This window comes from Aeribacillus sp. FSL M8-0254 (assembly GCF_038008845.1).
Taxonomy (GTDB): Bacteria; Bacillota; Bacilli; order Bacillales; family Aeribacillaceae; genus Aeribacillus; species Aeribacillus composti.
Genome location: NZ_JBBOZY010000001.1, coordinates 762,747 through 789,118, shown reverse-complemented (window position 1 = coordinate 789,118; position 26,372 = coordinate 762,747). Strand labels below are relative to the sequence as shown.

General features: G+C 43.7%; 32 protein-coding genes. All 32 read right to left on the bottom strand.

What is annotated here, in order from left to right:
* Nucleotide 1: 1 nt before the first annotated feature.
* The 32 genes from NSQ44_RS03870 to NSQ44_RS03715 all read right to left on the bottom strand — a co-directional run bounded on the left by NSQ44_RS03870 (nt 2) and on the right by NSQ44_RS03715 (nt 26,348).
* Entirely contained in the window at nt 2-211 is a 210-nt protein-coding gene (locus NSQ44_RS03870; RefSeq protein ID WP_340855110.1) for a hypothetical protein, read from the bottom strand.
* Nucleotides 212-329: 118 nt separating this feature from the next.
* Nucleotides 330-2,612 (bottom strand): phage tail protein, encoded by a 2,283-nt coding sequence (locus NSQ44_RS03865; RefSeq protein ID WP_340855108.1) that lies wholly within the window; start codon nt 2,610-2,612, stop codon nt 330-332.
* 146 nt (nt 2,613-2,758) lie between these two features.
* Nucleotides 2,759-4,024 (bottom strand): hypothetical protein, encoded by a 1,266-nt coding sequence (locus NSQ44_RS03860; RefSeq protein ID WP_340855106.1) that lies wholly within the window; start codon nt 4,022-4,024, stop codon nt 2,759-2,761.
* Nucleotides 4,025-4,129: 105 nt separating this feature from the next.
* A complete protein-coding gene (locus NSQ44_RS03855) occupies nt 4,130-5,851 on the bottom strand; it encodes a hypothetical protein (RefSeq protein ID WP_340855104.1) in 1,722 nt (573 codons plus the stop codon).
* Between the two features lie 14 nt (nt 5,852-5,865).
* Nucleotides 5,866-6,252, bottom strand: a complete 387-nt coding sequence (locus NSQ44_RS03850; protein ID WP_340855101.1) for a phage distal tail protein — start codon at nt 6,250-6,252, stop codon at nt 5,866-5,868.
* Complete coding sequence (locus NSQ44_RS03845; protein WP_340855098.1) at nt 6,249-6,959, bottom strand: hypothetical protein; 711 nt, start codon at nt 6,957-6,959, stop codon at nt 6,249-6,251. The genes NSQ44_RS03850 and NSQ44_RS03845 overlap by 4 nt, the downstream gene beginning before the upstream one ends.
* Complete coding sequence (locus NSQ44_RS03840) at nt 6,959-7,543, bottom strand: phage tail domain-containing protein (protein ID WP_340855095.1); 585 nt, start codon at nt 7,541-7,543, stop codon at nt 6,959-6,961. Before NSQ44_RS03840 ends, NSQ44_RS03845 begins: the two co-directional genes overlap by 1 nt.
* The gene (locus NSQ44_RS03835) at nt 7,543-9,684 is read right to left on the bottom strand and encodes a phage tail tape measure protein (protein WP_340858112.1); all 2,142 of its coding nucleotides are present in this window, start codon (nt 9,682-9,684) and stop codon (nt 7,543-7,545) included. The genes NSQ44_RS03840 and NSQ44_RS03835 overlap by 1 nt, the downstream gene beginning before the upstream one ends.
* Nucleotides 9,685-9,947: 263 nt before the next feature.
* On the bottom strand, nt 9,948-10,565 hold the full coding sequence (locus tag NSQ44_RS03830; protein ID WP_340855088.1) for a phage tail tape measure protein: 618 nt from the start codon (nt 10,563-10,565) through the stop codon (nt 9,948-9,950).
* Nucleotides 10,566-10,569: 4 nt separating this feature from the next.
* Nucleotides 10,570-10,791, bottom strand: a complete 222-nt coding sequence (locus NSQ44_RS03825) for a hypothetical protein (protein ID WP_340855085.1) — start codon at nt 10,789-10,791, stop codon at nt 10,570-10,572.
* Nucleotides 10,792-10,889: 98 nt separating this feature from the next.
* A complete protein-coding gene (locus NSQ44_RS03820; protein WP_340855083.1) occupies nt 10,890-11,255 on the bottom strand; it encodes a tail assembly chaperone in 366 nt (121 codons plus the stop codon).
* A gap of 57 nt (nt 11,256-11,312) precedes the next feature.
* A complete protein-coding gene (locus tag NSQ44_RS03815; RefSeq protein WP_340855080.1) occupies nt 11,313-11,756 on the bottom strand; it encodes a phage major tail protein, TP901-1 family in 444 nt (147 codons plus the stop codon).
* 7 nt (nt 11,757-11,763) lie between these two features.
* Nucleotides 11,764-12,207 (bottom strand): hypothetical protein, encoded by a 444-nt coding sequence (locus tag NSQ44_RS03810; protein ID WP_340855079.1) that lies wholly within the window; start codon nt 12,205-12,207, stop codon nt 11,764-11,766.
* A gap of 5 nt (nt 12,208-12,212) precedes the next feature.
* Entirely contained in the window at nt 12,213-12,575 is a 363-nt protein-coding gene (locus tag NSQ44_RS03805) for an HK97 gp10 family phage protein (protein WP_340855077.1), read from the bottom strand.
* The gene (locus NSQ44_RS03800) at nt 12,575-12,973 is read right to left on the bottom strand and encodes a hypothetical protein (protein ID WP_340855075.1); all 399 of its coding nucleotides are present in this window, start codon (nt 12,971-12,973) and stop codon (nt 12,575-12,577) included. Before NSQ44_RS03800 ends, NSQ44_RS03805 begins: the two co-directional genes overlap by 1 nt.
* A gap of 12 nt (nt 12,974-12,985) precedes the next feature.
* The gene (locus NSQ44_RS03795) at nt 12,986-13,801 is read right to left on the bottom strand and encodes a hypothetical protein (protein ID WP_340855072.1); all 816 of its coding nucleotides are present in this window, start codon (nt 13,799-13,801) and stop codon (nt 12,986-12,988) included.
* Entirely contained in the window at nt 13,798-14,169 is a 372-nt protein-coding gene (locus NSQ44_RS03790; RefSeq protein ID WP_340855069.1) for a hypothetical protein, read from the bottom strand. The genes NSQ44_RS03795 and NSQ44_RS03790 overlap by 4 nt, the downstream gene beginning before the upstream one ends.
* 214 nt (nt 14,170-14,383) lie before the next feature.
* Nucleotides 14,384-15,406, bottom strand: coding sequence for a major capsid protein (locus tag NSQ44_RS03785; RefSeq protein WP_340855065.1), 1,023 nt, complete (start codon nt 15,404-15,406; stop codon nt 14,384-14,386).
* Nucleotides 15,407-15,467: 61 nt separating this feature from the next.
* Nucleotides 15,468-15,854, bottom strand: a complete 387-nt coding sequence (locus NSQ44_RS03780; protein WP_340855063.1) for a hypothetical protein — start codon at nt 15,852-15,854, stop codon at nt 15,468-15,470.
* A gap of 16 nt (nt 15,855-15,870) precedes the next feature.
* The gene (locus tag NSQ44_RS03775) at nt 15,871-16,410 is read right to left on the bottom strand and encodes a hypothetical protein (RefSeq protein WP_340855061.1); all 540 of its coding nucleotides are present in this window, start codon (nt 16,408-16,410) and stop codon (nt 15,871-15,873) included.
* Between the two features lie 20 nt (nt 16,411-16,430).
* A complete protein-coding gene (locus tag NSQ44_RS03770; RefSeq protein ID WP_340855058.1) occupies nt 16,431-17,972 on the bottom strand; it encodes a phage portal protein in 1,542 nt (513 codons plus the stop codon).
* 13 nt (nt 17,973-17,985) lie between these two features.
* Nucleotides 17,986-19,692 (bottom strand): phage terminase large subunit, encoded by a 1,707-nt coding sequence (gene terL, locus NSQ44_RS03765; protein WP_340855056.1) that lies wholly within the window; start codon nt 19,690-19,692, stop codon nt 17,986-17,988.
* Between the two features lies 1 nt (nt 19,693).
* Nucleotides 19,694-20,113 carry a phBC6A51 family helix-turn-helix protein gene (locus tag NSQ44_RS03760; protein WP_340855054.1) on the bottom strand — a complete coding sequence of 140 codons (420 nt, stop codon included), beginning with the start codon at nt 20,111-20,113 and terminating at the stop codon, nt 19,694-19,696.
* Between the two features lie 804 nt (nt 20,114-20,917).
* Entirely contained in the window at nt 20,918-21,469 is a 552-nt protein-coding gene (locus tag NSQ44_RS03755) for a hypothetical protein (RefSeq protein ID WP_340855052.1), read from the bottom strand.
* The gene (locus NSQ44_RS03750; protein ID WP_340855049.1) at nt 21,462-21,773 is read right to left on the bottom strand and encodes a hypothetical protein; all 312 of its coding nucleotides are present in this window, start codon (nt 21,771-21,773) and stop codon (nt 21,462-21,464) included. Before NSQ44_RS03750 ends, NSQ44_RS03755 begins: the two co-directional genes overlap by 8 nt.
* A 235-nt stretch (nt 21,774-22,008) precedes the next feature.
* Nucleotides 22,009-23,055, bottom strand: coding sequence for a DNA-methyltransferase (locus NSQ44_RS03745; RefSeq protein WP_340855045.1), 1,047 nt, complete (start codon nt 23,053-23,055; stop codon nt 22,009-22,011).
* Nucleotides 23,056-23,460 (bottom strand): hypothetical protein, encoded by a 405-nt coding sequence (locus NSQ44_RS03740; protein ID WP_340855043.1) that lies wholly within the window; start codon nt 23,458-23,460, stop codon nt 23,056-23,058.
* A 34-nt stretch (nt 23,461-23,494) separates the two neighbouring features.
* On the bottom strand, nt 23,495-23,797 hold the full coding sequence (locus NSQ44_RS03735) for a sigma factor-like helix-turn-helix DNA-binding protein (protein WP_340855040.1): 303 nt from the start codon (nt 23,795-23,797) through the stop codon (nt 23,495-23,497).
* Between the two features lie 52 nt (nt 23,798-23,849).
* Nucleotides 23,850-24,293, bottom strand: coding sequence for a hypothetical protein (locus tag NSQ44_RS03730; protein ID WP_340855037.1), 444 nt, complete (start codon nt 24,291-24,293; stop codon nt 23,850-23,852).
* A gap of 86 nt (nt 24,294-24,379) precedes the next feature.
* Nucleotides 24,380-24,610, bottom strand: coding sequence for a hypothetical protein (locus NSQ44_RS03725; RefSeq protein WP_340855034.1), 231 nt, complete (start codon nt 24,608-24,610; stop codon nt 24,380-24,382).
* Complete coding sequence (locus NSQ44_RS03720; protein WP_340855033.1) at nt 24,610-25,092, bottom strand: DNA N-6-adenine-methyltransferase; 483 nt, start codon at nt 25,090-25,092, stop codon at nt 24,610-24,612. Before NSQ44_RS03720 ends, NSQ44_RS03725 begins: the two co-directional genes overlap by 1 nt.
* Nucleotides 25,092-26,348: an HsdM family class I SAM-dependent methyltransferase gene (locus tag NSQ44_RS03715; protein ID WP_340855031.1), complete on the bottom strand. Its 1,257-nt coding sequence runs from the start codon at nt 26,346-26,348 to the stop codon at nt 25,092-25,094. The genes NSQ44_RS03720 and NSQ44_RS03715 overlap by 1 nt, the downstream gene beginning before the upstream one ends.
* Between the last annotated feature and the right edge of the window lie 24 nt (nt 26,349-26,372).

Sequence of the window (26,372 nt, the reverse complement as noted above, 5' to 3'; positions counted from 1 at the left end):
CTTATTCTCCTTTCTTCTCTAACTCTTCCACTTTTCTTTTTAGTTCTGCAATTTCTTTTTCTCTTTCCTGCAAATCTTTCTTCATCTGTTCGTTTTCTTGAAATAATTCAGTAATTTTCGAATCCCTTTCCGCAATTTTCATACTTGCTTCTGCCAGTTGGTTTTGGTACGAAAAAATAATATATTCGGCGTTATGCTTCGCTTTTTCCATCTTTATCCCTCTTTCTCCGCATTTAATTTTTTGGCGATTCAATTTGTTTATGTCGTTTTTCTTCATCCAAGACGATCGGAACAGGTTTTTGTTCTTTGACGTTCACGTCATTCACCTCCTATGCCTTAGGTTCGTAAATAATAATAATCTGTAGCTGAATTTGCGTTGCGCTCGGCGTATCAGAAGCGTCGTTTTTCGCGACATATACATCAAATCCTGAATTAGAGATGTTATATGCTCTTGCATTGTAAAAAACTGAACTGCCCCCCATTGGTTGTACAAAAACAGCAAAGACATTTTCAGCGTTATTCATATTGTAACGCCCAGTTTGATACCGCTCATTTGGGTCAACATTAAAATCCCAAATATCAACAAACAACAAGGCGTTTCCATTCAACGAACCTCTTCTATTGATAACATCAGAATCAATAGCGATTCCTAGCGCATTATAATAATATCCGTCCTTATATTTTAGGTATGATTGGTTAGGAAGCCACGCTTCGTCAGTATAAATACCTGTGTAAGATTTCCCATTACTTCCTCCGTCTATTATGAGATGTTGATTTAAACCGCCACTACCGTCATATTGCCAAACTTCAAATCCGAAACGTTTATTCGCTCCCGGAGATTCTGTGCCTCGACCTGTATAAACGAAAACACCGCCCCAACGAGTATTGTTATAATAATTATTTTCTAGTGTTATTTGAGATGTTTGATAATTATACGCTCCCGACCTAACAGAATAAAGGTCGAGACGACCAATTGTTTTCTCGTCACGACCTTCGCCGTACAAATAAGTCTTAGATTCGGAAAAATTGATTTCAAAAAAATTCTTAGCGTTTGTATCGGTTTCCGCAGACCCTATATAAAAGTAATCCTTGTATCCAACAATACCGAATCCTCTTATATTAGGATTATCAGTTTTCCAAGACGAACTTAACGTTGCGACTGTTCCGTAGTCGGGAGACGGCGATGCATTTCCCGGATCATAAAAATAAATCTCATAATCATAAATTTTAACCATGTCTCGATTGTTAATTTTGCTAATCAATGACCCGGATTCAATCGTCACTGAATTTCCCTGCCCGTCATCAGATATTACCGTAATTCCTCGCAATGTTCCGGCGGTGATTACGTCCGCAACGATTCCAGAACCCGTCATTGCTGTTCGGAACGTCTGTCCGCCATCGTCAGAAATACCGATTCCGGCTGCGTTAAACACGACAATTTTGTTCGGGTCGTTTTTATCAACCGCCATAAGCCCGCCATTTGGCGGCACTTTCAATTCGCTCATTACGCCTTGCAGCTCTTTCGTCGCCTGAATGACCGCATTGTCGAGGACGGAAAACGGTATCTTTGTACGCCCTTGCATTATTTCGTTCACACGTTCAACTGCCGTCTGTATGTTCGATTGATAACGTTTCGTAATAGACGGCGTGCCGAACGTTAGTTTTAAGTCAATGACGTTGCCTTGCCAATCCTTTGTGATCGAAATTTGAACGACACGCACTTCCGTGTCAAGTCCGATTCTTTCATCGATCAAAAATACGCGATCACCCAATTCCGGCTGCGCCAACGCATAACCCTGCCGTCTTAAGTCGTGAATATCGGCGGAAACGCTAATTTTTAACGATTCGTCAACAAGCGTTTTAAGTTGTTCGTCCATCGTCTCGACTTGCGTAATGCGACCGTCCATAATCGGCGGTGCTTCCCGGATACCGATGCCGGGAATTTGCGCAAGTGGAGACGTATATTCACGAATCAAATTTGCCAACTGCCAGCCATCCTCGTCCGAATAGTCGCCGTACCCTTTCGCATATGTGTAAAATTCGCTTGCGTCGTTTTCCTGTACGATATTTGAAGCGTTCAGGCGGTGTCGGTACATAAAACCCGTGTCACGACCGATTTGTGATTCCAAATAGACGGTATTTCCGACAATACGAAACTCGCATTTATAGCGTTCGAGACCTTTTTTAAACATTGACAGACGTGTTTCTCCGCCACCTAGACCCTCCCATTCTACAGCCGCAAACGAATCGACAAGAACGAAATCAAAGCCGGTATTGGCGAAAACAAGCGAGAAAAACTCGCGTGCCGTCATGTGTTCGTTGTATTCCGTGTAAATACGCATTGTATCGAATTTGTCGAAAAATAAAGGAATCGCCTTAACTTCGACTGTAAGACGATTCCCTTTACCTAGCTTTTTCGCGTATATGATTTTATGAGTAACTCCGTCGTGATCAACGACTTCCCACATGCGGTCGATATTGTCGATAAAAAGATCGTTTACTATGTTTGAAATGAACGTTGCCGAAAGCGATTGGTTTCCGTTTAATTCTAAATCTTTTGTTGACGTTGCTTGCGCTGGGTATTCGTTCCCCTCCAAGTCTCTTACGTACATAGATTCACCTCCAAAGAAAAAGAAGCCGTCCAAACGGAGTTGACCGACTTCTTATAAACGACCGTTTCCCGTTCAATTGATGTTCATATTCGCAAAATTATTACTTACATCACAAAGTTTTCTAATTTTTAGTTAAAAGCGTCATTTTATCTTAATGATAAAAATACATGCTTCAAATGATTCTTATTTTTTTTTCTATCAAGATGCTGTTCATAATATTTAAAACTTGGGTTGTTAGACAAAAACAAAGCTACAATAAACCAATAAAACGCCATTACAGGGATAAGAAGCATTGCGCCATCTGATAATGAAACTATAAGATAAAGTGTTAACCCTAAAGCCAGACTTTTTTTAAATGGCGTTCTATTGAAAGGTACTTTTCGTAAAAAGTGCAATACTAAAGGGGAGCACATCGCTAGCATAAAAAAACAAAATCCTGAAATCCCAAAAAATCTAATTACAGATAAATACACAACCTCCGCTATTCCAAGAAACGGTTCGGATGGAAAAAAGCTAATATTCTCTAAATAATCGAATTGCTCGATTCTTCCACCCAACCTTTCATCAAATACGAATGACCACTCAAATCCCATTAATTTCAACGACCAGTAAATACCAGTGAACACGATTAACATAAACGATAAAGTGGAAATAAAGTTATTAATGTTTATTCTTTTTATATAAATTGAGTATAGAATGTGGTATATAATTAAACCAAACCACACTGTTCTAGAAAGGGTTAAAATAAAAGATAAATTCACAATTATTTTTTTGAACTTACTTTTTTCAAGCAAATTGTACAAAGGAAAAAGCATTAGAAGGGAAACCCCGTAGATATTTCCATTATTATAAGTGGAAATCAGTTTAAAAATTCCACCTCGGTTAATAAATTTATTCTCCATATTTCCAACATCGTCCGCGTTAACAGTCAAATAAGGGATTTCTATAAACCTGCCAGTCTCTAATTTATAAAAGAATAAGAAAACCCCATACAAAGCTACCAAAAAAATCGCGTTCCTCAAGAAATCAAGAAGAAAAGTTAAATCCATTTTATCTAAATAATGACTAAAAACAAATAGGAACATCCACGGAATAAAAACAAAAGAAATAATCAAAGACAAAGACCTTCCTATATCCCCAATACCATTTAATAATAACGTCGAAACCGCGGAAACCTGAAACGGCAAAGTCGCCGAAAGTGTAAGTAAATGGTATTTATTAAATGTTTTTACTTTCTTTAATAATAACCCCAATAACCCTGTAATACTTACTAATCCAAGGAGAAAGTACCCCCATGTTAGAGGAATTCCGGCGACTTTGACACCACCTTTTGGAAAAATAACTAAAAAAGAAACTAGTAAAAAAACCATTAATTTGTACTGTTTCCTTAAAATTTGTTTCTCTTTCTGCATAAAGTACCCTCTTTTACAAACTTCTTCTATGATATTTTATTATATTAACCAAAATAGTATAAATCAACCGTTATTGGGTACTTATGTGTTTCCATTCATTTTAATTTAGTTGCCCGTAAGAGCTCTATCCTGTACCCAAGTTCCCGGCGTTCCGCTTGATACACAAATCCAACCTCTAATCACATATTTGCTTCCTGCGGTTCCTTGCTCGATCGGAGCAATATTTTTTACATAGTCGCCTTGCGACCAAGTACCTGTTGTCGGCGCGGCAGTTCCATACCTTACCCTTCCGTCACCTTTTGGGTTAAATGTGTAAACTCCTGAAGCATCGTATTGTTTGAATAGGTACAAGTCTCCATCACGATAAGTATTACATAAAGTGGATGATGTTTCTAAAAATAAATCATAACGGTTTCCAATTAATCCTGCTATTGTATTTAATACGTAAGAGTTAAATGTTCCCGTTAATTTTCCTTGAATGTTGGATTTTTGACATGAAGCATAGATTCCATAATCCCATGTCCCGTTAATTTGAACATCGGAAATGTCCATATTGATACATGTGTTATTCAAAACTAACCCCATCGAAGAAGCATCCATTGTTGTAGCCGCTTGTGCTTTTAGTATTGCTGCTACAACGTTTTTGCAATAGTTAAAACTAAATGCTCTATATCTCACGCTTTCGCCTTGTACGTTCGCAATTGTTCCTTCGATTCCGTTGAGGTTCAAAACGTATCTGACGTTTTTCCCTGTAATATTGGATATAGTGATATTTTTTAATGTGTTGAAATCAGAACCGCCCGAACTAATGCGTACAACTTCTTCGGTATCTTGACCTATAACATTTGTAATTGTAATATTTTCGATCAATGAGTTATTGAGAGCGTCAACATTGATCGCGTTTTTTCCGCCTTTAACATATACACCATCAATTAAAACATTAGTAATTGTAAATGTGGACTCATTGTTTTGAATTGCAACCCCTCGTTGTCCTGTTGTACAATCTACTATTACCCCTCTCATTTCGATTGAATCTGCATTTTGACCGATATTCAAGCCGTTATCTAATGTATTTTTAGGAACATATGTCCCTCCATACACACGAACATTTTTTACAACATGCATCATGTCTGTTCTATCTCCAACTGTAACTAATCCCCCCTCAGGAGTTCCGCCAGTTGGTCCAATAAAAGTAGCCCCTCTAAAATCATAGTTAACATTGTCTTTCTTAAGTTGGAGTTCTCTTGTTAAATAAAATGTTCCTTGTGCTTTCAATGTTTCGCCTGGTTGTAAACTTGCAATTGCGGTTTCAAACGATGTAACTGAATCTTGAACACCTGTATTGTCTGCGCCAAACTCGGTCACATCTTTAATACCATTTGCCTTTTTGTTTAAAATTCCAATTTTATCGTCAACTTCGTTCAATCTATCCCGCAAAACCGGAAACGTCGTCCCATCCGCTTTTGTTCTAGCTTGTTCGATCTCTTGTCTATTTTCTTCAATTTCTGCGCTCAATCTTGTATCCACTTCATTAACCGGTCCTGCATCAATTTGCTGTATTTCCATCCAAGCCCCGTCATAAAAACGATAAACTTTACCGGTATCCCTAACGAAAACCGTATGACCTACTTCCGGGTTTGGGTAGGCTGTCGCAATATCTGCATAAGTGTTGACGGGCTCAAGCCATAACAGCTTTGCGCTGTCAATTATAGATTGCGTCGCTTCTTCAATCGCCCTGTTTTGCACATCATACAATTCTTTGAAATTTTCGTTTATATTATTGCGGTTTTCTCGATCCCAACTCGTTCCGATTTCTCTTCGTGCCATTGACATCCCTCCGGTTATAAGTAGTAAAATCTAAAGTCAAATTCTACAGTCGCTCTACTAGCGCCGTAAATTTGAAAATCATTCCAACCGGGCGACAACTCGATAAATCCCTTATTCGTTTTTCGTAAAAAATTAAGTCCATTTGATGTGATATTCGGACCGTCTAAAACGATTGTTTGCGTATCAGAAACAGCTTCGTTTACACGGAAAACCGTTCCGTTTGTAAGATTACGTAACTCAAAATAGCTAGCCGATTCTCTAACTTGTTTAATCGTAATCTTTAAATCTTGTTGGAACGGATGGATCGGCACGTTTCCAGCGTTGTACACACGAAAAGAAGTTTTATCATAAACTGTGTACATTGTTTGTTTTAATCTTGCGAACTCTGCCCAAGTCGTCATGATTCCGCTCTCCAAACAAGCGTTATATTATTCGTCCCTGCCGGAAGTGCCGTTTTAAATGTAACTGTAATATTCGTTGCATCCGCTGTAATATAGCTAATTTCCGCCGTTCCTGCATCCGCACTACCCGCTTGCACTTGATAAAACGATGGTACAACACCTAATCCATGTGCGATATTTACCGTCGTTGCCGATCCATCACCAGAAGTTGTAAATACTCCTTTCGCAATACTTAGTAATTTGTTGTTCACTTCGTTTATCGCATTAACAATACTCGTTTTATCGCTTGTATTTAGACTAGCTAGAGTTCCAATGTTCGTTGTATTTGTATTAACTTCCCCTTGAACCTCGTTAACCGCTTCAACTAAACTGTTTTTATTTGTCGTTGTTAAATTTGATAACGTTCCAATATTCGTTTCGTTTGCGTCCGCTTTTCCTTTTACTTCGTTAATTGCCGCTACCACCGTTGACTTATTCGATGTTGTAAGTGACGATAAATTGCCGATCTCGCTGTCATGCTCATTAATTGCAGAGACTAAATTACTTTTTGATGTTGTTGTCAAATTCGATAAAATTCCGATTTCACTTGCCCTATTTTTTATTTGTGTATCTATTTTAGAAAAGTTATCACTTAGCGATTGAGCAACTTCTATATCATCATTTTCGTTTGGTAAATACAAATTATAATTCGGTGTATATGAAGCCATTAGATTTCACTCCATTTCTTAGACCCGACATGATACCATCTTGTAGGCACATATTCGACATCTCCCATTTCCTCGATCAACCCCATACCGAAACCCCACAACTCGTCATCGGCGTTAATTCCGTTTTCTTGGATGTCTTGCGTTGTGCCGACGGATTCGGCGAATGGAAGTTCGGTTGTTTCAAACGACATCTCACCAAACCCGTATTTATACGTTTGTTCAATATCGAACGAACTTGCCAACCGTACTAAATACCGTTTGCCCCCGACATACTTATTGTCGCCGACCTGAAAAATATCACGTCGCAATTCGCGAACATAAAATGATTCAGTGTCTACCGTCAACTCGAACAGTAAGTCGCGAAGCAACGGGTAGTCGAGTAGGTCATTCGCTTTAAAATAAAAAGGCACGCTAATTGCTCGCGTGCCGTAAGTAGCGCCTATATTAACGCGCCCGTGACGTCCTTCTATTTCGCTGTATGTCGGAAGTATTTCGATTGATCCGACGATAAAATCACGAACGATTATGTCATAGTCGCTTAATTTAAATGTCTTTCCGTTTTGTTTCGTTATTTCAACGTCCATTAACCGAAATACCTCCTTATCGTAGCATCAACCGCATTTCCTTCGTTTACATATCCGCGAACAAGATGACCGACACGTTCTCCGTCCATTACGATTGTCATACCGTCAAGTGACCGTTCTAACCGATCAATCGCAGCCGCTAGTATTTCGTCGCGCGAATCAACATCGACTGTTCCGTTTACTGCGCTAGACAGCGAACCAAAAACGCCTGTAGGTGTCGAGTAAGCGAGCGATACGCTTGGTACGTCAGGCGTTGCCCATTTAGCCATTTGTTCAGCTGCGCTAATTACGTCATTTTTCATTCGTTTGATACCTGCTATAAGACCCAACGGCAAATATTTACCGACCTCATCTCGCATAACACGAGAAGGTGAGTGTATGCCGAAAAACGAAAGAAATTTATTTTTTATTTTTCCGGCAATATCCGTAACCGCACTAATAACTGCGCCGGCCATTGAGGATAGACCGCGTACTAGACCGGAAATAATGTCCTTACCGACTGATACTAAATCTATTCCTTTCAAAAAACTTACAACTTTATCAAAAGTATCAGTGAAAAATTTGCGAATATTATCAAGACCGCTACTAACGAAATCTTTAATCGTGTTAATTGCGTTTGATATAATTGTTCGTATGTTTGAAAAAACATTTGAAACGAACGAGCGTACTGCGTTAAAAACGTTCATAAATGTTGCACGAATACCGTTTAGAGTATTTTTAAAAAAATTAACCGTACTATTCCATATGTTTTTTAGAAAATTCCATATTGAAGTGAATACTTTACTTGTGTTAGTTTTTATTGCGTTCCATCCAGTAGAAAAAATCGATCTTAGCCCGTTTAGTAACGCTGTTCCAGCTTTTAACAAACGACCGTAAAGTAATAAATTGAACAAGTTCCAAACGAATTTAATTGCGCCAGAAACGATTTGTTTTATTGCATTCCAAAGCGCACCCCAGTTACCTGTAAACAATGCAGAGAACGCTTGGATGATGCCGGTTATAACAGCGATTGCGCCTTCAATCACGCCTTTTATGTTTTCCCATACGGATTTGACGATATACTCAACTGCGGGCCACACGAATTTGAATAGAGCAAGAATAGCGTTTAGAATTGGCGTAATAAATGCGACAATGCCATTCCAAATATTCATGAACGCTTGTGACAAGTCAGGCCATATTTGTCGCCACCACTCAGACAGCGCCGATATTTGTTCGCGGATAAATGTCGTGACCGCTGTTAACGCTGGTTGAACGAATGTCATCAAAGTTGAAAAAACGCTATTAATGACGTTACGGAAACCTTCGAATTGTGAGTAAGCGAAAGCAAAAGCCGCAACAAGTGCCGTTATTCCAGCGATAGCTAACGTAATCGGATTCGTCAAAAACGCTAATGCGCCTGACAATAACGCAGTTACCCCGCCAGCTTGCGCAATAGCCGAAATTAACGGCATAATTCCCGTTAGCATAAATCCGATACCAGCTGCGACCGCTCCAAGTACCGCAATAAGACCGGTTAAGCCGGCGGTTAGCGCTAAGCCAATCGCAACAAATTTTTGAACGGCAGGACTAGCTTCGTTAAAGCGTTGTATTAATCCGCTAAGCCACGTTGCGAACGCTTGAATGTAAGGCGCTAATTGACTACCGATTAGTATTGATAACGTTTCAAACGCACCGCTCAATTCTTCTAGTGCACCGCCAATTCCGCCCATCATTTGTTCTGCGGCTTCTTTTGACGCGCCGCCACTATTTTCGAGCGCTTTCGTCATTTTTTCGATCTCGGACGGGCCGGCTTTCATGAGCGCCAAGAAACCACTAGCCGCTTCTGTTCCGACAATTTGCGAAAGCGTCGCGAGTTTTTGCGTATCGGTCATACCCTTCATCGATTCTTGAAACTCGCGTATTACACCGGCAAGACCGATGAATTTACCGTTTGCGTCCGTCACCTGTATGCCCATCGATTCCATCATTTTTGCGGTTTGTTCCGCCGGTTTAAGCAGTTGAACTAAACCGCCGCGAAGCGTTGTGCCCGCTTGCTCACCGCGTATTCCAACATCTGCCATTATCCCAGTCGCCGCAGCTAACTCTTCGAGTGAAACGCCTAATGACGAAACAACTGGTGCGGCGTATTTAAACGAATCAATTTGTTACCCTACCGGCTCTTTATCCGGTAGCTCCGGGGCTTTCGCCGCATTACGAGGCGTCAATTCGCCTCCGGTTCGGACTATATCTTCACCCTCGCCATTACACGTTAGGGTGGGGCGCGCTCGTGGGACTTTACCACCCTCGCCGTTATGCGTTAGGGCTCCATGTCCTAGTCTCTACGCCTTCCCGCCGTTTCCGGTCGGGCTTGGCTCGGTATTAGCATAGCCTTTCGCCTTAGCCTCTACCGAATTCACGCCCTGCTTTATGCTGCGAGTTTCCCCGCAACCCAGCACCGTTTGTACTGCATGTCTTGTATACCTGCTGCCGACTGATTAGCCGTTTGCGCTAATACGTCAGCAACTCTTGTCGCTTCACTCGCCTCAAGTCCGAATGCGTTGAGTGCGGACGAAACAGTATCCGCCGTTAGCGCCAAGTCCTCGCCGGACGCTTCTGCTGCCGCAATTATTCCCGGCATGGCGGCAATGATCTGGTTTGCATCATATCCTTTCGCAGCCATTTCCGTCATAGCCGTCGCTACTTCGCTTGCACTTTTCGTTGTAGTTGCGCCCAAATCCAGCGCTGCTGCACGCATTTCTTCTAGTTCACCTGACGTTGCTCCGGCGATTGCTCCGGCTCTGCGCAACGCGGTGTCAAAATCAACCGTTGTCTTTACCATGCCAGCCAAAGCTGTAGTTGTTGCTGCCGAAACAGCGCCAAACGTTGTACCGATTGTCGTACCGACGGACGATATTCCGCTTGCCATTCGTTCAATTTTTTGCACGGACTGTCCGAAATTTTGCACGCTTTTTGCTCCTTCGCTCATCCCACGTGCTAAATTCGATATATCCGCGCCTACTTTGACGAGAATATTTTCTTCCAAGCCGTCACCCCCTCCGTTCTGTTGTCAACGTCGAAAGCCATGCGTTGATTTCATCAACTTCTTTTCGCCGTTCATTTATCGTCTTTTTGTCGTGAGTTTGTTCGTTAGGCCGCTTGAACAAATCCGTTAATTTCGGTCGGTTTTCACGGTGTGCCTTTTCGATCATAAGCGCCTGAACTGCCATCCGCTCATAATCGTCGTATCGTCGTTCATTTTCCGCTTTCATAAGAATCTCAAATTCGCGCGGTGTTAGCGATTTTACTTCGTGTGGGTTTAATCCTAGATACCGCCAACCGTTAAATATCGCCTGATCGTATTCGTCTCTTATTTCAGAAGCTGTTCCATCGCTTTCTTCGCTTCTTTGTTCTCTTTCAGCAGTTTGTCGACCGTCTTCTTGTAGAAAAAACTATTCGCAACAATTTCGTTAGACAATTTAACAATTCCGTCGAGATCGAGTTTTTCGTTTTGAATTGATTCGTCAATTGCTTTTTCAATGTCTTTTAACGCGAAATTTTCGCCGGTGTGGAACAGTGCGGCGTGAATGATGTGCGGGAAAGTGTTGAGGTCGCCCATAATCGCTTTTCCGATAACTTCAAACGAACCGCCTTCGAACAAACAGTTTAAGTATTTAACACTTTCAAACGTTAGTTTTAGTTCGTATTCTTTTCCGTTTATTTCAAAACGTGCCATACGTTATTACCTCCGTTATTTTAGTAAAAGAAAAGGCGGGTTGTTGCCCGCCGCTAATTAATCGATAGATGTTGCGCCTGCTGGAACTTCCGTCAATGTCTCATTCGTCGTGCTTCCGACAAGCGTTGCTTCAAACGAGTATGTTGCGTTATCTTCGTCAGGGTATTCAAATTCTAGCGAGGAAATCATGTATTTACCGACTTCCGCCTCTTTCGTATCAGTGTTAATTTCGAGAATTTCTGCTAACTTTTTGGTTTTTATGCAATCTTTTAAATAATCAATCGCCGGATCGTCTGTTGCCATTATTCCTTCGAACGAAATCGATTCCGTTACTGCCCCGTAATCAACTCCGTCAATGTCCTTAGTGTTGACTTCAACCTCGTCAGCTTCGTACGAACGTCCGCCCGTTGTTTGATAAAGAACGCGCAAAATTTGTTGTTGAGATAGTTCATCGGTAAAACGGACTGCATAAATAATTTTTTCACCTTTCAAAACCGCCATTTATTCGTCACTCCTTCGTTTTTGTTTCGATGTTTTGAACAAACACGTCAAAATAAACACGATGGTATTGCGATTTTTCCGTGATGTCATCTACCGGCATAGGAACGATACGCTCAACGGTGCAATTAAAAATGCCAACCGGCGGAAATCCCGGCTGGCTCGTATCAAGCAACGCAAAATCGTCGTAAAGAAAAATTTTACGTATATTTTCTTGTAATTTCGCCCGTTCAGCCGCAGTTCTTGCGAATAGCCCGACTTGAAAACGGTATATCGTTTCGACTGCTTCGCGTTGTTTCGCAAGTATTGTTATATCGTCTTGCATTTGTTCGATTGTTAAAAACGGCTTTTGCGTTTCGTCCGGCAACGTCACGCCGTCGAAAATCCAAATAACGCGTAAACCTGTTTTCTGCTCTAGGTGACGCATGATTGACGCTTGAATATCGTACTGCAAATTCGTCACCCTTTCGCTATTCTATTTCGTATTGCTTCGCGGTATTTCGTTCGATTATTCCAAATTGCTTTGCGTACGAAACCTTTTTTCGATTTATGCTCGTATTCTTGCCGTGTTGCATACGGCAAGTTTGAGCCCCATTCCCACGCAATTTCTTCGCCTTCTGCTTTTCTCGGCGACGACGAAATCGAATTTTTTAATGCTCCGGTATCAACCGGTGCCATTTCTGCGGATTCACTCGCCATTTTCCTAGCGTATGTTTCCGTTATTTTTTCAAGATCACGTTTCGCAGGCTCTCCGCCTGTTTCGGTGAATCGTTTTAATACGTCATCAATTCCGAAAACTTGAACGTTCATTCTTCGCGCCATTACGAAATCACCAGCCCTAACACTTCAATACGATTGATTTCGCCGATACCTTTTTTGTCTTTCGCGAGAATCTCATACTGCTTGCCGTCATATTCAATGCGCTCAATTTTATCAACGATGTCGGCAACGTCATCAATCGCAATCGATAGCCAAATGTCGCCATCTTCGACTTCTATTCCGTTTTCCAGTCGTCGATCAGCGCCTGCTCCGGTTGCCGACGAAATCTCGGTGACTACGCTTTGTACCGTTCGACTTACTTCCGTTTCTCCAATCGGCTCGTTCGTAAACGGGTCGCGTTCGGTAACGTCCTTGTACTTTACGATGATTGTTGACGTGCGATTTGCGACCAGTTCCGCACGATTCGCTTTCATCCACGCTATATCATGTTCGGTTAGCAACGTAATCACCTCCTACAAATATTCGTCTTTTAGAACCGGAACAATGAACGCTGAACACTGCGGGTGTGGCGAGTAAATTTCGGTATCAGTCGGCTTGAAAATTCCGCGTCCTTGACCGTATCGATTTTCCTGCGCCAATTCATAGCACCTGTGTTGTTGGTGGCGCGGGTGACGGCTTCCGTTTTCAACAATACGCACCCAGTCCGCAACTTCGCTTCGCTCAATACTCATAGCGTTGGCTGTTCGGTACGCCGTGTTGCCTTCCGTTATAACTAAGCGCCGAATCATCCACGTTTCGTTCTCGTAGATTCGACGTATGTTACGCACCATCGTGCTAACCGATTCGCCTTTGATTATGTCGGCGCGAAGTTGTGACGCAATAGCGTCGCGAATTTCGCCCGACACGTTCCAAATACGATCTGATAGCACTAGTCCATCGTCGCTGAATCTCGTTGCCACATACTCGACGACATTCCGATTTAAACGTTCTATGCCGCTTTTTATAAGCGTAGTCCCTACGACTGTTTTAACGGCGGCATTAGCTTGCTCAATCGCAAATTCTGCCGATTCATTTATCGTTTTATTTAACGCTTGCTCGCCGTATTGGCGCATTGAACGTTCTAACTGCTCTAATTCTCGTAACAAACGCATTAAGCGCTGCTTTTTAATCGTGCCGTCGTCCGCCACAAATTCCGCTAATAAGGCGGCAACGTCGTTACGAACACGTCCGATTTCGCGAATGGCGAACGCGACTTGTTTTTCATTGAGCTTGCCGTACTCGTTGGCGATTCTGCGGAAAATTGCGTCTAGTTTTTCTTGTGAATTCATGATCGATCAATCCGTTTCATAACAAAAAAACTAGAGCCACTTTTTCGCGCTTTTTCCACTTCGTACTGTCCGCGAATGTCTTGCGCTAGTTTTCGATATTGTTCAGATACGTTGGATTTGTCGACCGATTCCTCGCCGTCCTGATAAGAAAAATAGTGCGCGGTAGCTAGAGCAATTTGCCAAGCGCCTTCGGCTTGTGCGTAAAGCAAAATTAAATTTACGTCAGATTCGGGAACGTTACTTGATGACGCAAAGCCGTGAACCTGCATCGCGTCATCAACGAGTTCCTCAGCGTCTGTTAGTTGAAAATTCGGAACGCCTTTAAACCGTATTAACAACCGCTGTGCAAGTTCCGTCTTTGTCGCCATTCAGCGTTCCCTCCTTACTTCGTAGACGTGTTGCGCTTTTTGGTTGCGGGCTTTTTCGGCGCTGACGAACCTTTTTCACCCGTAACCTCCTGCGCAAGAATACGAACGTAGCCGATTTTTTCGAGATATTTTGCGCTACGTTCGTCAATTTCGATTTTTGAGCCGGGTTGGTTACCGTCTACAACCGCCCCGACTACTTCAACTAGCTTTTTCATTATGCTTGTGGCGTGAATACGTCAGCGTGGAAGATTAGTCCTGGCGCTTCGATTGCTGGGAATCCAGCAGCCACCGCGCGTAAAACGGATTGAATTGGCTCTTGTTTGTCATATGCTTGCAACACAATTCCCGGTTGGAAATTGTTTTCAACAGTTGGGCCAAGTAGGAAGTTACCGACACCTTCGCTTAACATTACAACGCGATTTACTGGGAAATATTCAACCACTTCATCGTTGCCAGTGTAAATGTCTTTAACCGTTACTTTGCGGTCAGTAACAATCTGAATCGGAGGCAATCCAAATCCGTCAAGTACCGCGTTTAGTTCTGCTTGACTTACGCGAGTAGAACCTTCTGGACGACCTGCTTCGGTAACGATCACTTTGTTCCGCAATAATTTCGCTTGAACTTCGCGACTCATTAAAATTACGTCTGGCGATTTTCCGTTAGTGTTTTCGTAAATTTCGACCCAGTTTAGTAAATCGGCAATAACATCACGGTTAACGTTATCCCAATCATCTGGCGATGTTAAAGCGACTTTGTGTTCAGATGGAATACCGAAGTCAACGTTTACTTTTACGCCGTTTTTGTTATATGAGAAGTTACCCTTCGCTAATGCTTCCATTTTGATTACGCCAATACGACGTTGAATAGCTTGAACGAGATCAACGCCTTTAAGCGCTAAACGCTCAATCATCGCAGCTTTTTCGCCATTATTACGCGCTTGGTTTAACGCCAGTAATTCTTCCTCTGTCGCGATATATTTAATACCCATTTTCGCGATTTCGCCCATACGGGAAGCAACTGCGTCACGGTCAACAACTGGAGGCTCTGAACCGTATCCGATCATCGCACCAATGTGTTTAGATTTTTTAATAATGTCGTATGCGAACGTATTTGAATAGATTTCTGCGTTCGGTAAGAAACGATCGCCTAACGTTGGTTCAGCTTCTTGCAAAGTTTCGTCTACTAAACCGCGCAATGCCGGCTCTTTAAATTCTTCTAAATGTGTGATACCTGCCATAACTCTATTCCTCCTAAATTATTAATTTTTAAGACGCATCCACACCGAAAGCGCCTTTACGTTAAATGTGTTTTACATATCTAATGTTTTTGTTTGCTTCTTTAAAAGCATCAGTAGCACCAATAATTTTCGCATCGTAAACAGAACCGCGAACAATAACCTCGCCGACTACTACGTCATTTACTCCGTCAACGTCAACGTTCACGTTTAAAATTGCGAATTCATCAAAGCCGGGTTCGAGTGTTCCCGGAGTTGTTTCGCTGTACTCCTCGAATTTACCTGTTGTAGTATTACGAGCGATTGCTGTTCCGGCTTCTAGTGTTTTAGCGCCGATTGCAACCGCGTCAAGTGTTGCGCCTCCTTCGATGAATTGAAAATGCTCAGACGCTAAAATGTTTTTACCGCTTTTAAACGGCTGCTCAGTGATTTTTAAAGTGTAGCCTGCCATTTAATGACCCTCCTAATTATCGAATTTTTCCTTTCTCTTTTAGGCGTTTGAATATATTACGCCCGATTTCCGCCTCATCTTTCGGTTTCGGCTGTTGCTTTTCAGTGTTGCCTGCGCTTGGATCAACGCCTACTGCCCTTTTCGGCGGAATATCCGCGATTAATGTTTCGAGTGACGCTTTAAGTTCGTCATCATTTTCGCCAGTTAAATACTTACGGTACCGTTCGATTTGCTCGCTTGTGTAGCCGGCTTGTGCGAGCATTGCGTCTTTTTTCGCGTCAAGCGCACTAATTTTAAATTTTTCAAGTTCCTTCTGCGCTTTTTCGTACAAGGCCTTGTATTCGTTTTGTTCCTCAAGTTTCTTGCGCTCTGCTTCATCGCGCTCTTTTTCGATTTCCGCCAACTTACGTTTTAACTCGTTGACTTCATCTACTTTTTGTTTAAAACGCTCATACGGAATTTTGTTGTCGACTTGCGGTTTTTCCGCCTCCGCTGGCGATTGATTGTCGACATTATCCGTTTGATGTGTTTGTTCGTTTTTAATTTCTTCGCTCATTCAAAAACCTCCGTTTAACGTCACGCGGACGAAGTTTCGTTGTATGGATCTGTTGTTTGTCTTCGTTGTGCAATTTCGTTAGTAATCTCTTGTTTTTTCGCGTTTACATTTTCGACGCCTAATCGCTGCATTGCTCCTGCCGTTGATTCAAAACCTGCGCTTGTTTCAAGTGTCAGTAATTCGACTAATTCTTTTCGATTGTCCGGTAAAGGTAAAACAAATTTAATTTCGTTGTCATAATCGTCACCAATTAGTTTTACGACTTCTCGGTCGTAAGCGAATACCGGACGATCAACACGAGCCTGCAAATATCTAATTGTTTTCTCGTGTAGTTCCTCTAATCGCGGACCCCACGAAAGCCAATGTTCCTCGGTTTCTTGAATTATGTCGTGAAATAAAACGTGCAATGCTTCGCCATTAAGTCCGCCGAAATTCAATTCCTGCGGAACGATTTGCGGTAAACTAGTTATCTCGTGAAGCGCTGCTTTAACGCGAGCATATTGGTCTTTAAACGCTTCTTTCCAACGGAAGCCCGATTCAACCTTTTTAATTTCCGGCGCTCTACTGTCTACCGCACCGCGAGCCTCAACAACCGCGCCCGGCGCAATCGCCATTTTAGCCGCCGTTCCTTCCGGTGCGTCTAGTACCGCAGTCATCGGGAACATTTCGAACTTTAACGAATCGATTGCATCTTCGTTCATTTCGTTTAAAATGTCGGTTTGCTCTTTCATGTCGTTTACTTCGGAATAATCTACTGAATCGCCTGATAAATCATTGACTGGGAACAGTACAACCGGAATGAAATCGAGTCCCATCGATTGTTTCGGCGTGATTTGCTCGACTAAATCTAGGTTGTAATCATAAACCGCTTCTTCGAGGAAGCACTCGCCATTTTCGAGCGAGAACGTCTGTTTTCGAATAAGTTCTTCGCCTGTTTCTTCGTTGTCGATGAACGACACGAAATGAACCGCAACCAATTCCTCGTAATCATCATCGCTATAAACCGGTATTATTTCGTAGTCCGGTCGGAATATCCACTTAATTTTGCCTGTATTCGGATTAAACACGATTTTACAACCGACACGACCGGCAATTAAACGGTCACGCGCCGCTGCAAGCAACTTTTCTCGCATTTTGTTTTCGCGCCAAAGCTGATATAACAAACGCTCATACGCTTCCGCCCGTTCATTTTCGCGACGTTGTGCTTCGCTAGGCTCATAGTCGGGTTTTGTCGCTTCTATCGGGTCGTCAATTTGTTTTGGTGTGACGGATATTCCGTGCTTACCGCCCATTTGCCAACGGGCTTTGCGTTTGATAAACGCTTTAAAATAGTTTGTAGCGTAACGCGTTGGGTCATAGTCGAGTCCGGGTGGTCGCGGCAAATCCTTCGCCTTGACCAATTGCCCCGTTTCTGGATGAATGTGTTGCTTACCGTCGTAATAGTCATAGTTTCGTAGTTGCTGATTAATACGTTGCCACGTTGAGCGCCCTAACGCTTGTTGATACGGCGAAAACAGCAATTCGTCCATACTCTGCGGGCTTAATAAATTGTAATCCGCCAATTACACCACCTCCTTAACGTAAGTTTCGTTTGTATGTTTTCACGTAGACATTTCCGCTTTTCGCAGCGTCATAACACATTGAGACCGCGTCAGGGAAATCGTCGTGCTTGTGCATCGGGTATAATTCAAATTGCTCGAGCGCTAATCGATCCGTTCGTCTGAATCGAATACGCCCCGCTTGAATATCCGGTAGTAACGCCTCAATACGCAACGCTTTCCGCGTGCGTTGCTTAATATATTTTAAGCGCGTATGGCTCGGATAACCGTGTTTACGAAGTTCCTCTGCCAGTTTGTCTGCGATAAACTCTTGTGCCATTTGCGCCTCAACCGCTAGTCTTTCGTATTGGAATTGCAATGTCCGCTTAACAGCTTCGCGCAATAATACGTCCGGGTGACAGCGCTCCATGAACACGTCATAAACGTAGCAAACGCCTGTTTCGTTATTACGCGCCATTGTGACAATAACCGAATAGTCACCGCGATCCTTACCCATTGCCAAGTCAATAGCGCCAAAAAACGAAATATCCTTACCTTCGAGGTCTTTATCGTCAAAATACGTAAAATACTCGGGCTTGAATATTTGCCGTTCCTCGTCGGTCGGCTCGTTTTGATATTCCTGGTTGAACGCTTTGGTGCCGTTTTCTTCAAGTTTGACCATGAACTCGTAATACGTGAAATACTCCGGCCACAAAATCGACGCGCCATCTAGCATTTCCAATTCGTGTTCCTCGTAGAACTTTCGTGCTTTTTCCGCTGCTTCCGGGTCGTCACTGCGGTAAATTTCACGCCAACGTTGCCACAAGTCCTGACGTTTCGCCCACGATTTTACCGCCGAAAACTTTTTCGATTTAAAGTCGCGCCGCTCGCGAATAACATAGTCTAGCAAACTATCAAAACAAAGAATTGTTCCAAGATAAATGCAAATACCTTCGCGCGATAACGCCGGCAACATTTCCTCGCGGAACCAAGCCTTTGATTTTTCAATTAGTTCGCTCGTATTCGTCGAATCCTTCGATTCTAAATCGTCTAAAATGAAAAGGTCCGGCCGCGTATTCCCATGACGTAGACCGCGCATTTGCGTTCCTAATCCTTTTGCCTCGACTTTTGTACCGCTTGACGTGATAAACTCGTATTTATTATCAACTTCGTTCTTGGACGGCCGCGGATCGAGCAACTCGCCAAAGTCTTCGCGCAGCTTGGCGTTGAATTTTAGCTGATAGCGCGTCCATGTAATGAAGTCGCCTGCTACGTCCGTTGTTTCCGAAATTTCCACAATGTATTTGCGGTGTCGATAAACGACCTGGTGCGCGAGGAAAATATTCGACAAATAAGCTGTTTTAGCGTGACCCCGCGGACAGGCCCACGCAACGTGTTCGCGCTGTTTACCGGTTATTACGTCGTTTAGCAAGTCACAAAGCGTTTTGTGAAAGTCGGCTGCGTTTTCGTAGTTAACGCCCGACGGAATTAAATTGCCTTCGTTTTCAGGATTACCGTTATCGCTAAAATATTCCATCGCGAAGTACAGCACGTCACGCTCGCCGCGTTGAACGCGTTCTAACTTTTCGAGCAACGTCAAATTCGCTTCCAGCCGGTCAAGATCGTAGTCAACCGCTTTATTCGTTTCGATCAACCGGCGAATCAGGTTGTTTTCTTCGCGAAGTTCGTTTATTAGTCGTTCGCGCGCCGGTCGATCGAGCCATTTACCGTCTACAAACGCCAAACTATTCGCCGTCCTTTTCGCCTAAACGCGCAAGTAACGCAGCTTTACGCTCTTCGAACGACTGGCTGTCGCGATTATCGTTAAGTGTGATTTCGGTTTTGTCGTCAAGATCGCCGACGCGCTTCAAAAACAATTCGATTCCTTTCATAGAACCGCGCGAAATACCGTCAATTAGTTTTTTGTAAACGAACGGCAAATACGTGTTGACGTACGTGCTGGCAACGTAATTTTTATAAGCGATAAAGTTTTCGTCGCCCGTTTCCCATCGATGTAGCGTCATGCGTGAGACGCCTACTTCCGCAGCGATTTCCTCTTTCGTTTTGCGCTCGTCCTTATCGGTAAAATCGTATTCAACGAGTAAGACCGCCGCTTCCTTTTGACCGGGCTTTAGTTTCGTTTCGTCGTATTGAAATCGTTGCATAATACGTCCTCCTTTCGTGGAATAAAATAACGGAGGGCAACGTAGCCGCTCCGCTTAGCCCTCGAGTTTTGAAATTTTGTAGAAAATGTTTCGGGGTCAGGGCGGGTCGGTTCGAAAACCGATACCCCCGCCCCTATCTCTGCGAACACTTGTTCGTTGCATATCGATGTATCGTATATTCATCGCTACTTTACATAAGGTCTTTTATGTAATATACAAGAGATGAATAAACGTTGATATAACGCCATTTCACAAAGTTATGCAAATTATCGTTTATGCACGATTTTATACAAACGTTGATATGACGCTATTTGCGGCATGTTTGCGAGTTTGTGAATCTGTTATCGAATGCATAAATCTCGAATTCGAGATAACGCCAACCCCTCGAGTTTTCGGCGGTCTGTCCGTCGTGAACGCGTTGCCCGGCGAAATCAACCGTTCTCGTAACGGACAAACACGCGACTATTCCGATAAGCTTCATTATTATATTGGCGAATAGAAGGCGTGTTACATCGACACGGAAAAAGGCGGCCAAATGTGGCGCGCCTAACGTTTGTTTTTATATATACTTCTTCGAATAATCTTTCATATAATTTCTTCTGCGACCATACCATATAAGTATTATTAGTATTATTCGCGACAAGTATATGAGCTTGCGAATATACTTGCGCAAAGTATTTGTTTCTCTTTTACTTATTGCTCTTTTACGTATTTCTCTTTTTACAGTCCGCTCTGCGCATACTAACCGTCGTATGTCCTGCGCATATCACCGGTAGTATGTCCTGCGCATACTAAGGCGAAATATCAACGTCTTCGCTTCGGTAAATAAACGCTGAAATCCGGCTTAATGATTTCCCCGAACTCGTTAACGATATACCCATCGTCTGTAATTCGCGGACAGAACGACGGGAAGTACCATTTAAAACGTTTTGTCCCTTCGTAATGACCAGTCGTGCGGATAATTCCGTTTGTTTCGAGAATGGCCGCCAACAAATTAATGCGATTGCGATCAATGCGTAAGTGCGCTTGAATCGTTTCGTAATTCAAGAAGCACGCGCCAAAGCGATCATTCAGCGTGCCATCTGCGCGAAAGTAATTGCCGTCAATATACGACTGCAATAAGAAATAGAACGCTACGATGTCGCGAATCTCAGGCTTACGCTTGTATTCCGCATACACAACGTCATAAGCTTCGTTAATTATTCGCGGAAATACCTTGCGCATTAGTTCACGGTTGTATATCTCAAATCCTTCCGGATTATCAAGCAATAACGCCTTGTCATTCGGTTGTGGCTTCCGCTGTTTTTGCGGGCGCTCTTCGTTTTCATACGGTTGGAACGCCAATATATTACTCATCGGCGCTCACTTCCTCGATAGATTTAATATTGCGTATAGCGTCGAATACTAACGGTTTATAACCGCCTCTAATCGTTTGGCTCAACGATAAGCTATTGTAAATTTTGATAGCAAACTCAGCTTTAGCCGTTTCTTTTGATAACGCCTCTACTTCGATTGTTTTAACGTATGACTTGTCGTGATTAGGTATCGAAGTGTAAAAGTATTCGCCGCATACGTTTTTGCAATTCCATTCGTCGTAAGGATCTATGACCTCTTGCGCTATTTTTAGCGTTGGTGCATACGTAATTTTGTACTTTTTCATACCATCGTCTCCCTTAACGATTTATTTCCCTTTTTAAAATCGCGGAACAGGAACGGTAGGGATTGCCGTTCTTTTCGGAGCGTCCTCCTATTTCCGCTATGTATAAAAGCGCCGGTTCAACCCAGCGCTAAAAAGCCCGCCAATTTGGCGAGCAATTAGACATCTTCACATATAACGCAAACATTTCTCGATAAAGTAAGCCGTTTTCAATCATTCCGCTGAAAATATGGAAATATTACGTTACACTTCGTTGTCTTGCGTCAGCTTCCGTATCCCACACGTTTTCCAACCGCTGATTCGCGATCTTAACGTATTCGGGTTCACGTTCAAACCCGATAAAATTCCGGTCTAGTCTCGCCGCAGCAACCGCTGTAGTTCCGCTTCCCATGAAGCAATCGAGCACGATCGCGCCTTCGTTGGATGAATAACGGATAATGTCTTCGAGTAATCTAACGGGTTTTTGCGTTGGGTGTTTTGTTTTCGGGTCTTCGCGGAAAGAGTATGCCCAAACGTTTTTAACACCGTCGGACGCGTTGAAGGTGTAGCGTTGTTTTTCGTATTCTTGACGCAATTGTTCGTATTCTTGGCGTAATTGCTCGTATTCTTGGCGAAGTGATTCGTATTTTCGGAAACCACTCCATTCATCGATCTTGAAAACATCAATCAATTCGTTATACGTCTTGGCGGTAGGCAAATCCCATTGTGTCGATTTCCAATAAAAAGCGTGCTCCGCCTTTCGATGCTTTAGAGTTTTATTTATTCCGCTAATTTTTAAACCTATAAAATTTTGCAATTCGCGAAAGTAGTTTCGTAGAGTCGTAAAATTGTCGAGTGAGTGTTTAACGCGAGTCAGTCCCGTCTCATCCTGAAACGTATAAAACAAGCAATATTCCGCCAAATTCAAGTAATTTCGAAAGTGTTTTTGTGATCCGTACAAGTCTTTAATGTAATTGTTGTCGAGCTTATCTATCGTTATAAAACTTTTAAATACAAATTCTGTGTTTTCTTCTAACGCTTGCATCAACCGCCACACTTGCGCCATATCGTTATGGAACCAATAAAACGAACCGTTCGGCTTCAACACACGCTCACACTCGCGAAATACATCCGCCATCCACACCACGTAATTATCAACGCTACGCCACTTGTCCCAACGTTTATCTTTACCGATGTTATAAGGTGGGTCTATTACGATAAGGTCAACGCTATCGTCCGGCAACAAGCGCATGCCTTCAACAGCGTCCATCTGATAAATACGGTTTAATTCGAGACTACCGATCATTTACCGCTCCCCTTTTTTCGACTTGTACTTCCGGTCCATGTACGCATTCTCCGCCTTGCTTCGCTTTCTTCGCGTCGGCTTTTCGTGCTTGCGACCGTCGCTAGCGACATATTCAAGCGGCGCCATGCCGACCTCGTGTCTTTCGATTTCCTCGCGCTGCCTGTCGCTGTGCACCGGATACTCGGTGTTGCGCGTTTTCCACGGCGTGCTATCGCTCACCTCCTCGTACAAGCAAAGCGTCGCCAGCCGGTCCAATTGCGCCGGGTCAGGTCGACAACCAGTTGCGGCAATGTATTCGTCCGTTAGCCGTTCAATTGCGGCGAATCGTTCAGCACGCGTCAGCTTGCCTGCCTTTGTTTGCGCCCATAGTTCGTTTATACGTTCGTTGAATTGTTCGAAATTCATTGTGCGTCAGTCCTTTCCGTTTCGTTTTTGTAGACTAACCGTTACCCATTGAGTAACCTTCGCCCATTCTCGCCCACTTTTCGTACACACGCGCAACTTTCGCCGTTGCTACCGTAACCAGCCGATTGACCGTTTGCTTGCTGGCGCCCATCCGCTCGCCCGCTTCCACCTGCGTCAAGTCATCGAAATACACCAGTGTAAGCGCCTCACGTTGCCTTTCGGTCAAGCCGGCATTTTCGATTGCCGTTGCCAAGTCAACGAGCAAGATAACTGCGTCATAATCTCCGTCATATTGACGCTCAACTAACGCGTGGTAGTCGCGCAATAAGCGTTTCACACCATCTGGATTATCAAGTGCGTAGCGTTGTTCAAGTGCCCGTTCTTTTGCGTTAGTGTCGATCGGTCATCACCTCCATTCCGTTTATCAATTCCGTTCGCAACTCGTTCACTTTTTCCGCTACCCACTCGTCCTTCAAATCGAATTGTTCCAACGCCATTAGCACGGCAATTCGTTCAACTGTGCGATTGTCTTGTTCGTGGCTTTGCGCCCACCATTCGCGCAACCGCGGCTTAAACGTCGTAATTAACTCAACCCATGCCGTATCGTAACCGGCAACAGGCACGCCCCAACCGGACTGCGACAAAACACGCCAAGCGAAGTCCTCGACTGCATGCGGTGACGTAAATTTCGCATGCAAATCGGACTCAAGTAAACGTTCAAGCCACGATTCGCAGGCTATATAATAAACGAGCCGTGCATCAGTTTTCGGCGGCCGTTTCATAATCGTTTGCGACCGTGACCAGTCGAGTACTTTGTCGATAACTCTGCGCATTGTGTTGGCGTCTAAATTGTCGAGCGTGATCTCCGCGTTTATTAGCGATTTTAGTCCGTAGAAGTATTGTTTTTGTTTACCCACTTTTATGCCTCCGTTTTTAGGAATCTCGTAAATTGCTTATGTCCGTCGGCGCCGAGCTTGTAAAAAGAATCCCAGCGCCACAGCCCGTGTAACTTGCGAAATTCCGCTGCTTTTTTCGAAATCCACGCCATATATTCCCAAGTCTGCCATTCGTCGCCCTCGCGTAAGCCATGCGCCTTACAATACGCTACAAACCTTGGCTGACATTCCACAAGGTTAGGAACTTTCGCCATCATTCCGCCTCCTTCGCGTCCATGGCGCTAATTTTCGGCGAGTTATGCATACCGTCAAACACGACGACCGCGCTCGGGAAAGGCGCGGAATTCGCCCCGTCACCGAACTTCAACCGTCCGCGCACAAACCGGATTTCTTTCGCCCTCATTACGTAATCGTGCCAGTATTTCGTGTCAGTCCGCGCAGGAATCAACGCAACCACTAACGTGTTAGGTTTCGTGCCTTCCTCGTATGCTTTGCGTATCCAATCGCCAATGACGCGGCCATACGGCGGATTCATAAACACGCGCTCGCCCGACCAGTCTTGAATTAATCCGTTCTCCTTCGGCGTGTAATATTTCGAACATTTCGCGTTTGTGCCGTCCGAGCACGGGTCTAGCGTGAAATGAAATTCCGCATTAAGTCTATCGAAAAAGTCTTGCGGCGTCGCCCATAAATCGGTCGCGGAAGAAAACATCGTTTTTAAGGTTTGCTCGTTCATTAAATCGCCCCTTTCTGCGAATAATAATCCGCCACAATCTCGTCCTGCCAATCGAAATCCCACGTTGACCGCAGTTCGACAGTACCGTCCGCACGTCGCCACTCGACTTCTTCGCCTGTGCCGAGCGTCAGTTCTTGCCAACGGTAAGGTCCGTCAGGATACGTTCGACTTGCGTCGCGAAAACCGTCGCAAGATTCATTGCCGTGCGAAAAGAAGAACGATTCGTTTCCTTTTTCGATACCGTGCCACGACGGTAAATGCGGGTACAAATTTTCCCGCGTCAGGTTTCCGTCCGTCCAGTCGTCCACCAATTCGTCTAGTTGCGTTAGTCCATCGCCCCATTTGTCGGTTGACCGACCTTTTTCGTCCCAACCAATGTCGGTCACCTTTGCGAAATATGCAGGCGTTTGTCCTTCGAAAAATTCCGCGCCAAAGCCGTCAATATCGCTCCAATCAGATCGTCTAAAATTACTGCCCCATCGTTTTGTGACCGCTTTGATTTTACGGGCGTTTGGTGTAACCTTTCGCACAATTAATATTTGCGTTGGTATCGTGGTTCCGACGTGTTGGAACGTTTCGCCCGGCAACATAATCGTCGCGACTTGCCAACACGTGTTAAATAACAATTCGCGGGCTTTTTGTGTTTGCGAATTAAATGCGATACCTTTCGGCAGTATAAACGCAATATAACCGCCTGGTTTTGCGCTACGAATGGCGTGCTCTATAAACACTGCTTCGGACTTGCCACGATATTTGTCTTTGCGTTTGGTCAACGTTTTCCAGTCGCTGAAATCGCCATCTGACATATCAATTTCGACTGTTTCTCCATACGGCGGGTTGCCGATCACCACATCGTAATAATTTTCGCGATTGTGCAAAATGGCGTTACCTTGAATGACGTTGGCCTGCAGGTAAATTAACGATGTTACCTTTGCGCTTGTTTGGTCGAGTTCTAACGCTGTTATTTCCGCATCGGATGGCGCGTGTTCGAGGAAAACACCGCTGCCGACGCTTGGTTCCAACACTTTCGGCGCTTGCGTAAGTCTCGGTTTTAGTACGTCCCACATAAATTTCGCGACATGTGTCGGCGTGAAAAACGCGCCTCCGTTGAAACCTTTCGGCAACAACCCGCCTATTGATGTGTAGTTTTCGCGAAGAAATCGAATATCGTCGTCAGTTATTTGATCGCGTGGCTTACTCACAATTTCCATCGACTTAACATTCGCCTGCCAACGTTCCCTTTGCGCTTTGCCCATTAAATACCACCTTTCGCTTGATTT

What these genes read in the sequence shown, in the direction of transcription:
- NSQ44_RS03870 (WP_340855110.1), bottom strand. Translation starts at nt 211, where the DNA reads ATGGAAAAAGCGAAGCATAACGCCGAATATATTATTTTTTCGTACCAA.
- NSQ44_RS03865 (WP_340855108.1), bottom strand. Translation starts at nt 2,612, where the DNA reads ATGTACGTAAGAGACTTGGAGGGGAACGAATACCCAGCGCAAGCAACG.
- NSQ44_RS03860 (WP_340855106.1), bottom strand. Translation starts at nt 4,024, where the DNA reads ATGCAGAAAGAGAAACAAATTTTAAGGAAACAGTACAAATTAATGGTT.
- NSQ44_RS03855 (WP_340855104.1), bottom strand. Translation starts at nt 5,851, where the DNA reads ATGGCACGAAGAGAAATCGGAACGAGTTGGGATCGAGAAAACCGCAAT.
- NSQ44_RS03850 (WP_340855101.1), bottom strand. Translation starts at nt 6,252, where the DNA reads ATGACGACTTGGGCAGAGTTCGCAAGATTAAAACAAACAATGTACACA.
- NSQ44_RS03845 (WP_340855098.1), bottom strand. Translation starts at nt 6,959, where the DNA reads ATGGCTTCATATACACCGAATTATAATTTGTATTTACCAAACGAAAAT.
- NSQ44_RS03840 (WP_340855095.1), bottom strand. Translation starts at nt 7,543, where the DNA reads ATGGACGTTGAAATAACGAAACAAAACGGAAAGACATTTAAATTAAGC.
- NSQ44_RS03825 (WP_340855085.1), bottom strand. Translation starts at nt 10,791, where the DNA reads ATGAAAGCGGAAAATGAACGACGATACGACGATTATGAGCGGATGGCA.
- NSQ44_RS03820 (WP_340855083.1), bottom strand. Translation starts at nt 11,255, where the DNA reads ATGGCACGTTTTGAAATAAACGGAAAAGAATACGAACTAAAACTAACG.
- NSQ44_RS03815 (WP_340855080.1), bottom strand. Translation starts at nt 11,756, where the DNA reads ATGGCGGTTTTGAAAGGTGAAAAAATTATTTATGCAGTCCGTTTTACC.
- NSQ44_RS03805 (WP_340855077.1), bottom strand. Translation starts at nt 12,575, where the DNA reads ATGGCGCGAAGAATGAACGTTCAAGTTTTCGGAATTGATGACGTATTA.
- NSQ44_RS03795 (WP_340855072.1), bottom strand. Translation starts at nt 13,801, where the DNA reads ATGAATTCACAAGAAAAACTAGACGCAATTTTCCGCAGAATCGCCAAC.
- NSQ44_RS03790 (WP_340855069.1), bottom strand. Translation starts at nt 14,169, where the DNA reads ATGGCGACAAAGACGGAACTTGCACAGCGGTTGTTAATACGGTTTAAA.
- NSQ44_RS03785 (WP_340855065.1), bottom strand. Translation starts at nt 15,406, where the DNA reads ATGGCAGGTATCACACATTTAGAAGAATTTAAAGAGCCGGCATTGCGC.
- NSQ44_RS03780 (WP_340855063.1), bottom strand. Translation starts at nt 15,854, where the DNA reads ATGGCAGGCTACACTTTAAAAATCACTGAGCAGCCGTTTAAAAGCGGT.
- NSQ44_RS03775 (WP_340855061.1), bottom strand. Translation starts at nt 16,410, where the DNA reads ATGAGCGAAGAAATTAAAAACGAACAAACACATCAAACGGATAATGTC.
- NSQ44_RS03760 (WP_340855054.1), bottom strand. Translation starts at nt 20,113, where the DNA reads ATGCAACGATTTCAATACGACGAAACGAAACTAAAGCCCGGTCAAAAG.
- NSQ44_RS03755 (WP_340855052.1), bottom strand. Translation starts at nt 21,469, where the DNA reads ATGAGTAATATATTGGCGTTCCAACCGTATGAAAACGAAGAGCGCCCG.
- NSQ44_RS03750 (WP_340855049.1), bottom strand. Translation starts at nt 21,773, where the DNA reads ATGAAAAAGTACAAAATTACGTATGCACCAACGCTAAAAATAGCGCAA.
- NSQ44_RS03745 (WP_340855045.1), bottom strand. Translation starts at nt 23,055, where the DNA reads ATGATCGGTAGTCTCGAATTAAACCGTATTTATCAGATGGACGCTGTT.
- NSQ44_RS03740 (WP_340855043.1), bottom strand. Translation starts at nt 23,460, where the DNA reads ATGAATTTCGAACAATTCAACGAACGTATAAACGAACTATGGGCGCAA.
- NSQ44_RS03730 (WP_340855037.1), bottom strand. Translation starts at nt 24,293, where the DNA reads ATGCGCAGAGTTATCGACAAAGTACTCGACTGGTCACGGTCGCAAACG.
- NSQ44_RS03725 (WP_340855034.1), bottom strand. Translation starts at nt 24,610, where the DNA reads ATGGCGAAAGTTCCTAACCTTGTGGAATGTCAGCCAAGGTTTGTAGCG.
- NSQ44_RS03720 (WP_340855033.1), bottom strand. Translation starts at nt 25,092, where the DNA reads ATGAACGAGCAAACCTTAAAAACGATGTTTTCTTCCGCGACCGATTTA.
- NSQ44_RS03715 (WP_340855031.1), bottom strand. Translation starts at nt 26,348, where the DNA reads ATGGGCAAAGCGCAAAGGGAACGTTGGCAGGCGAATGTTAAGTCGATG.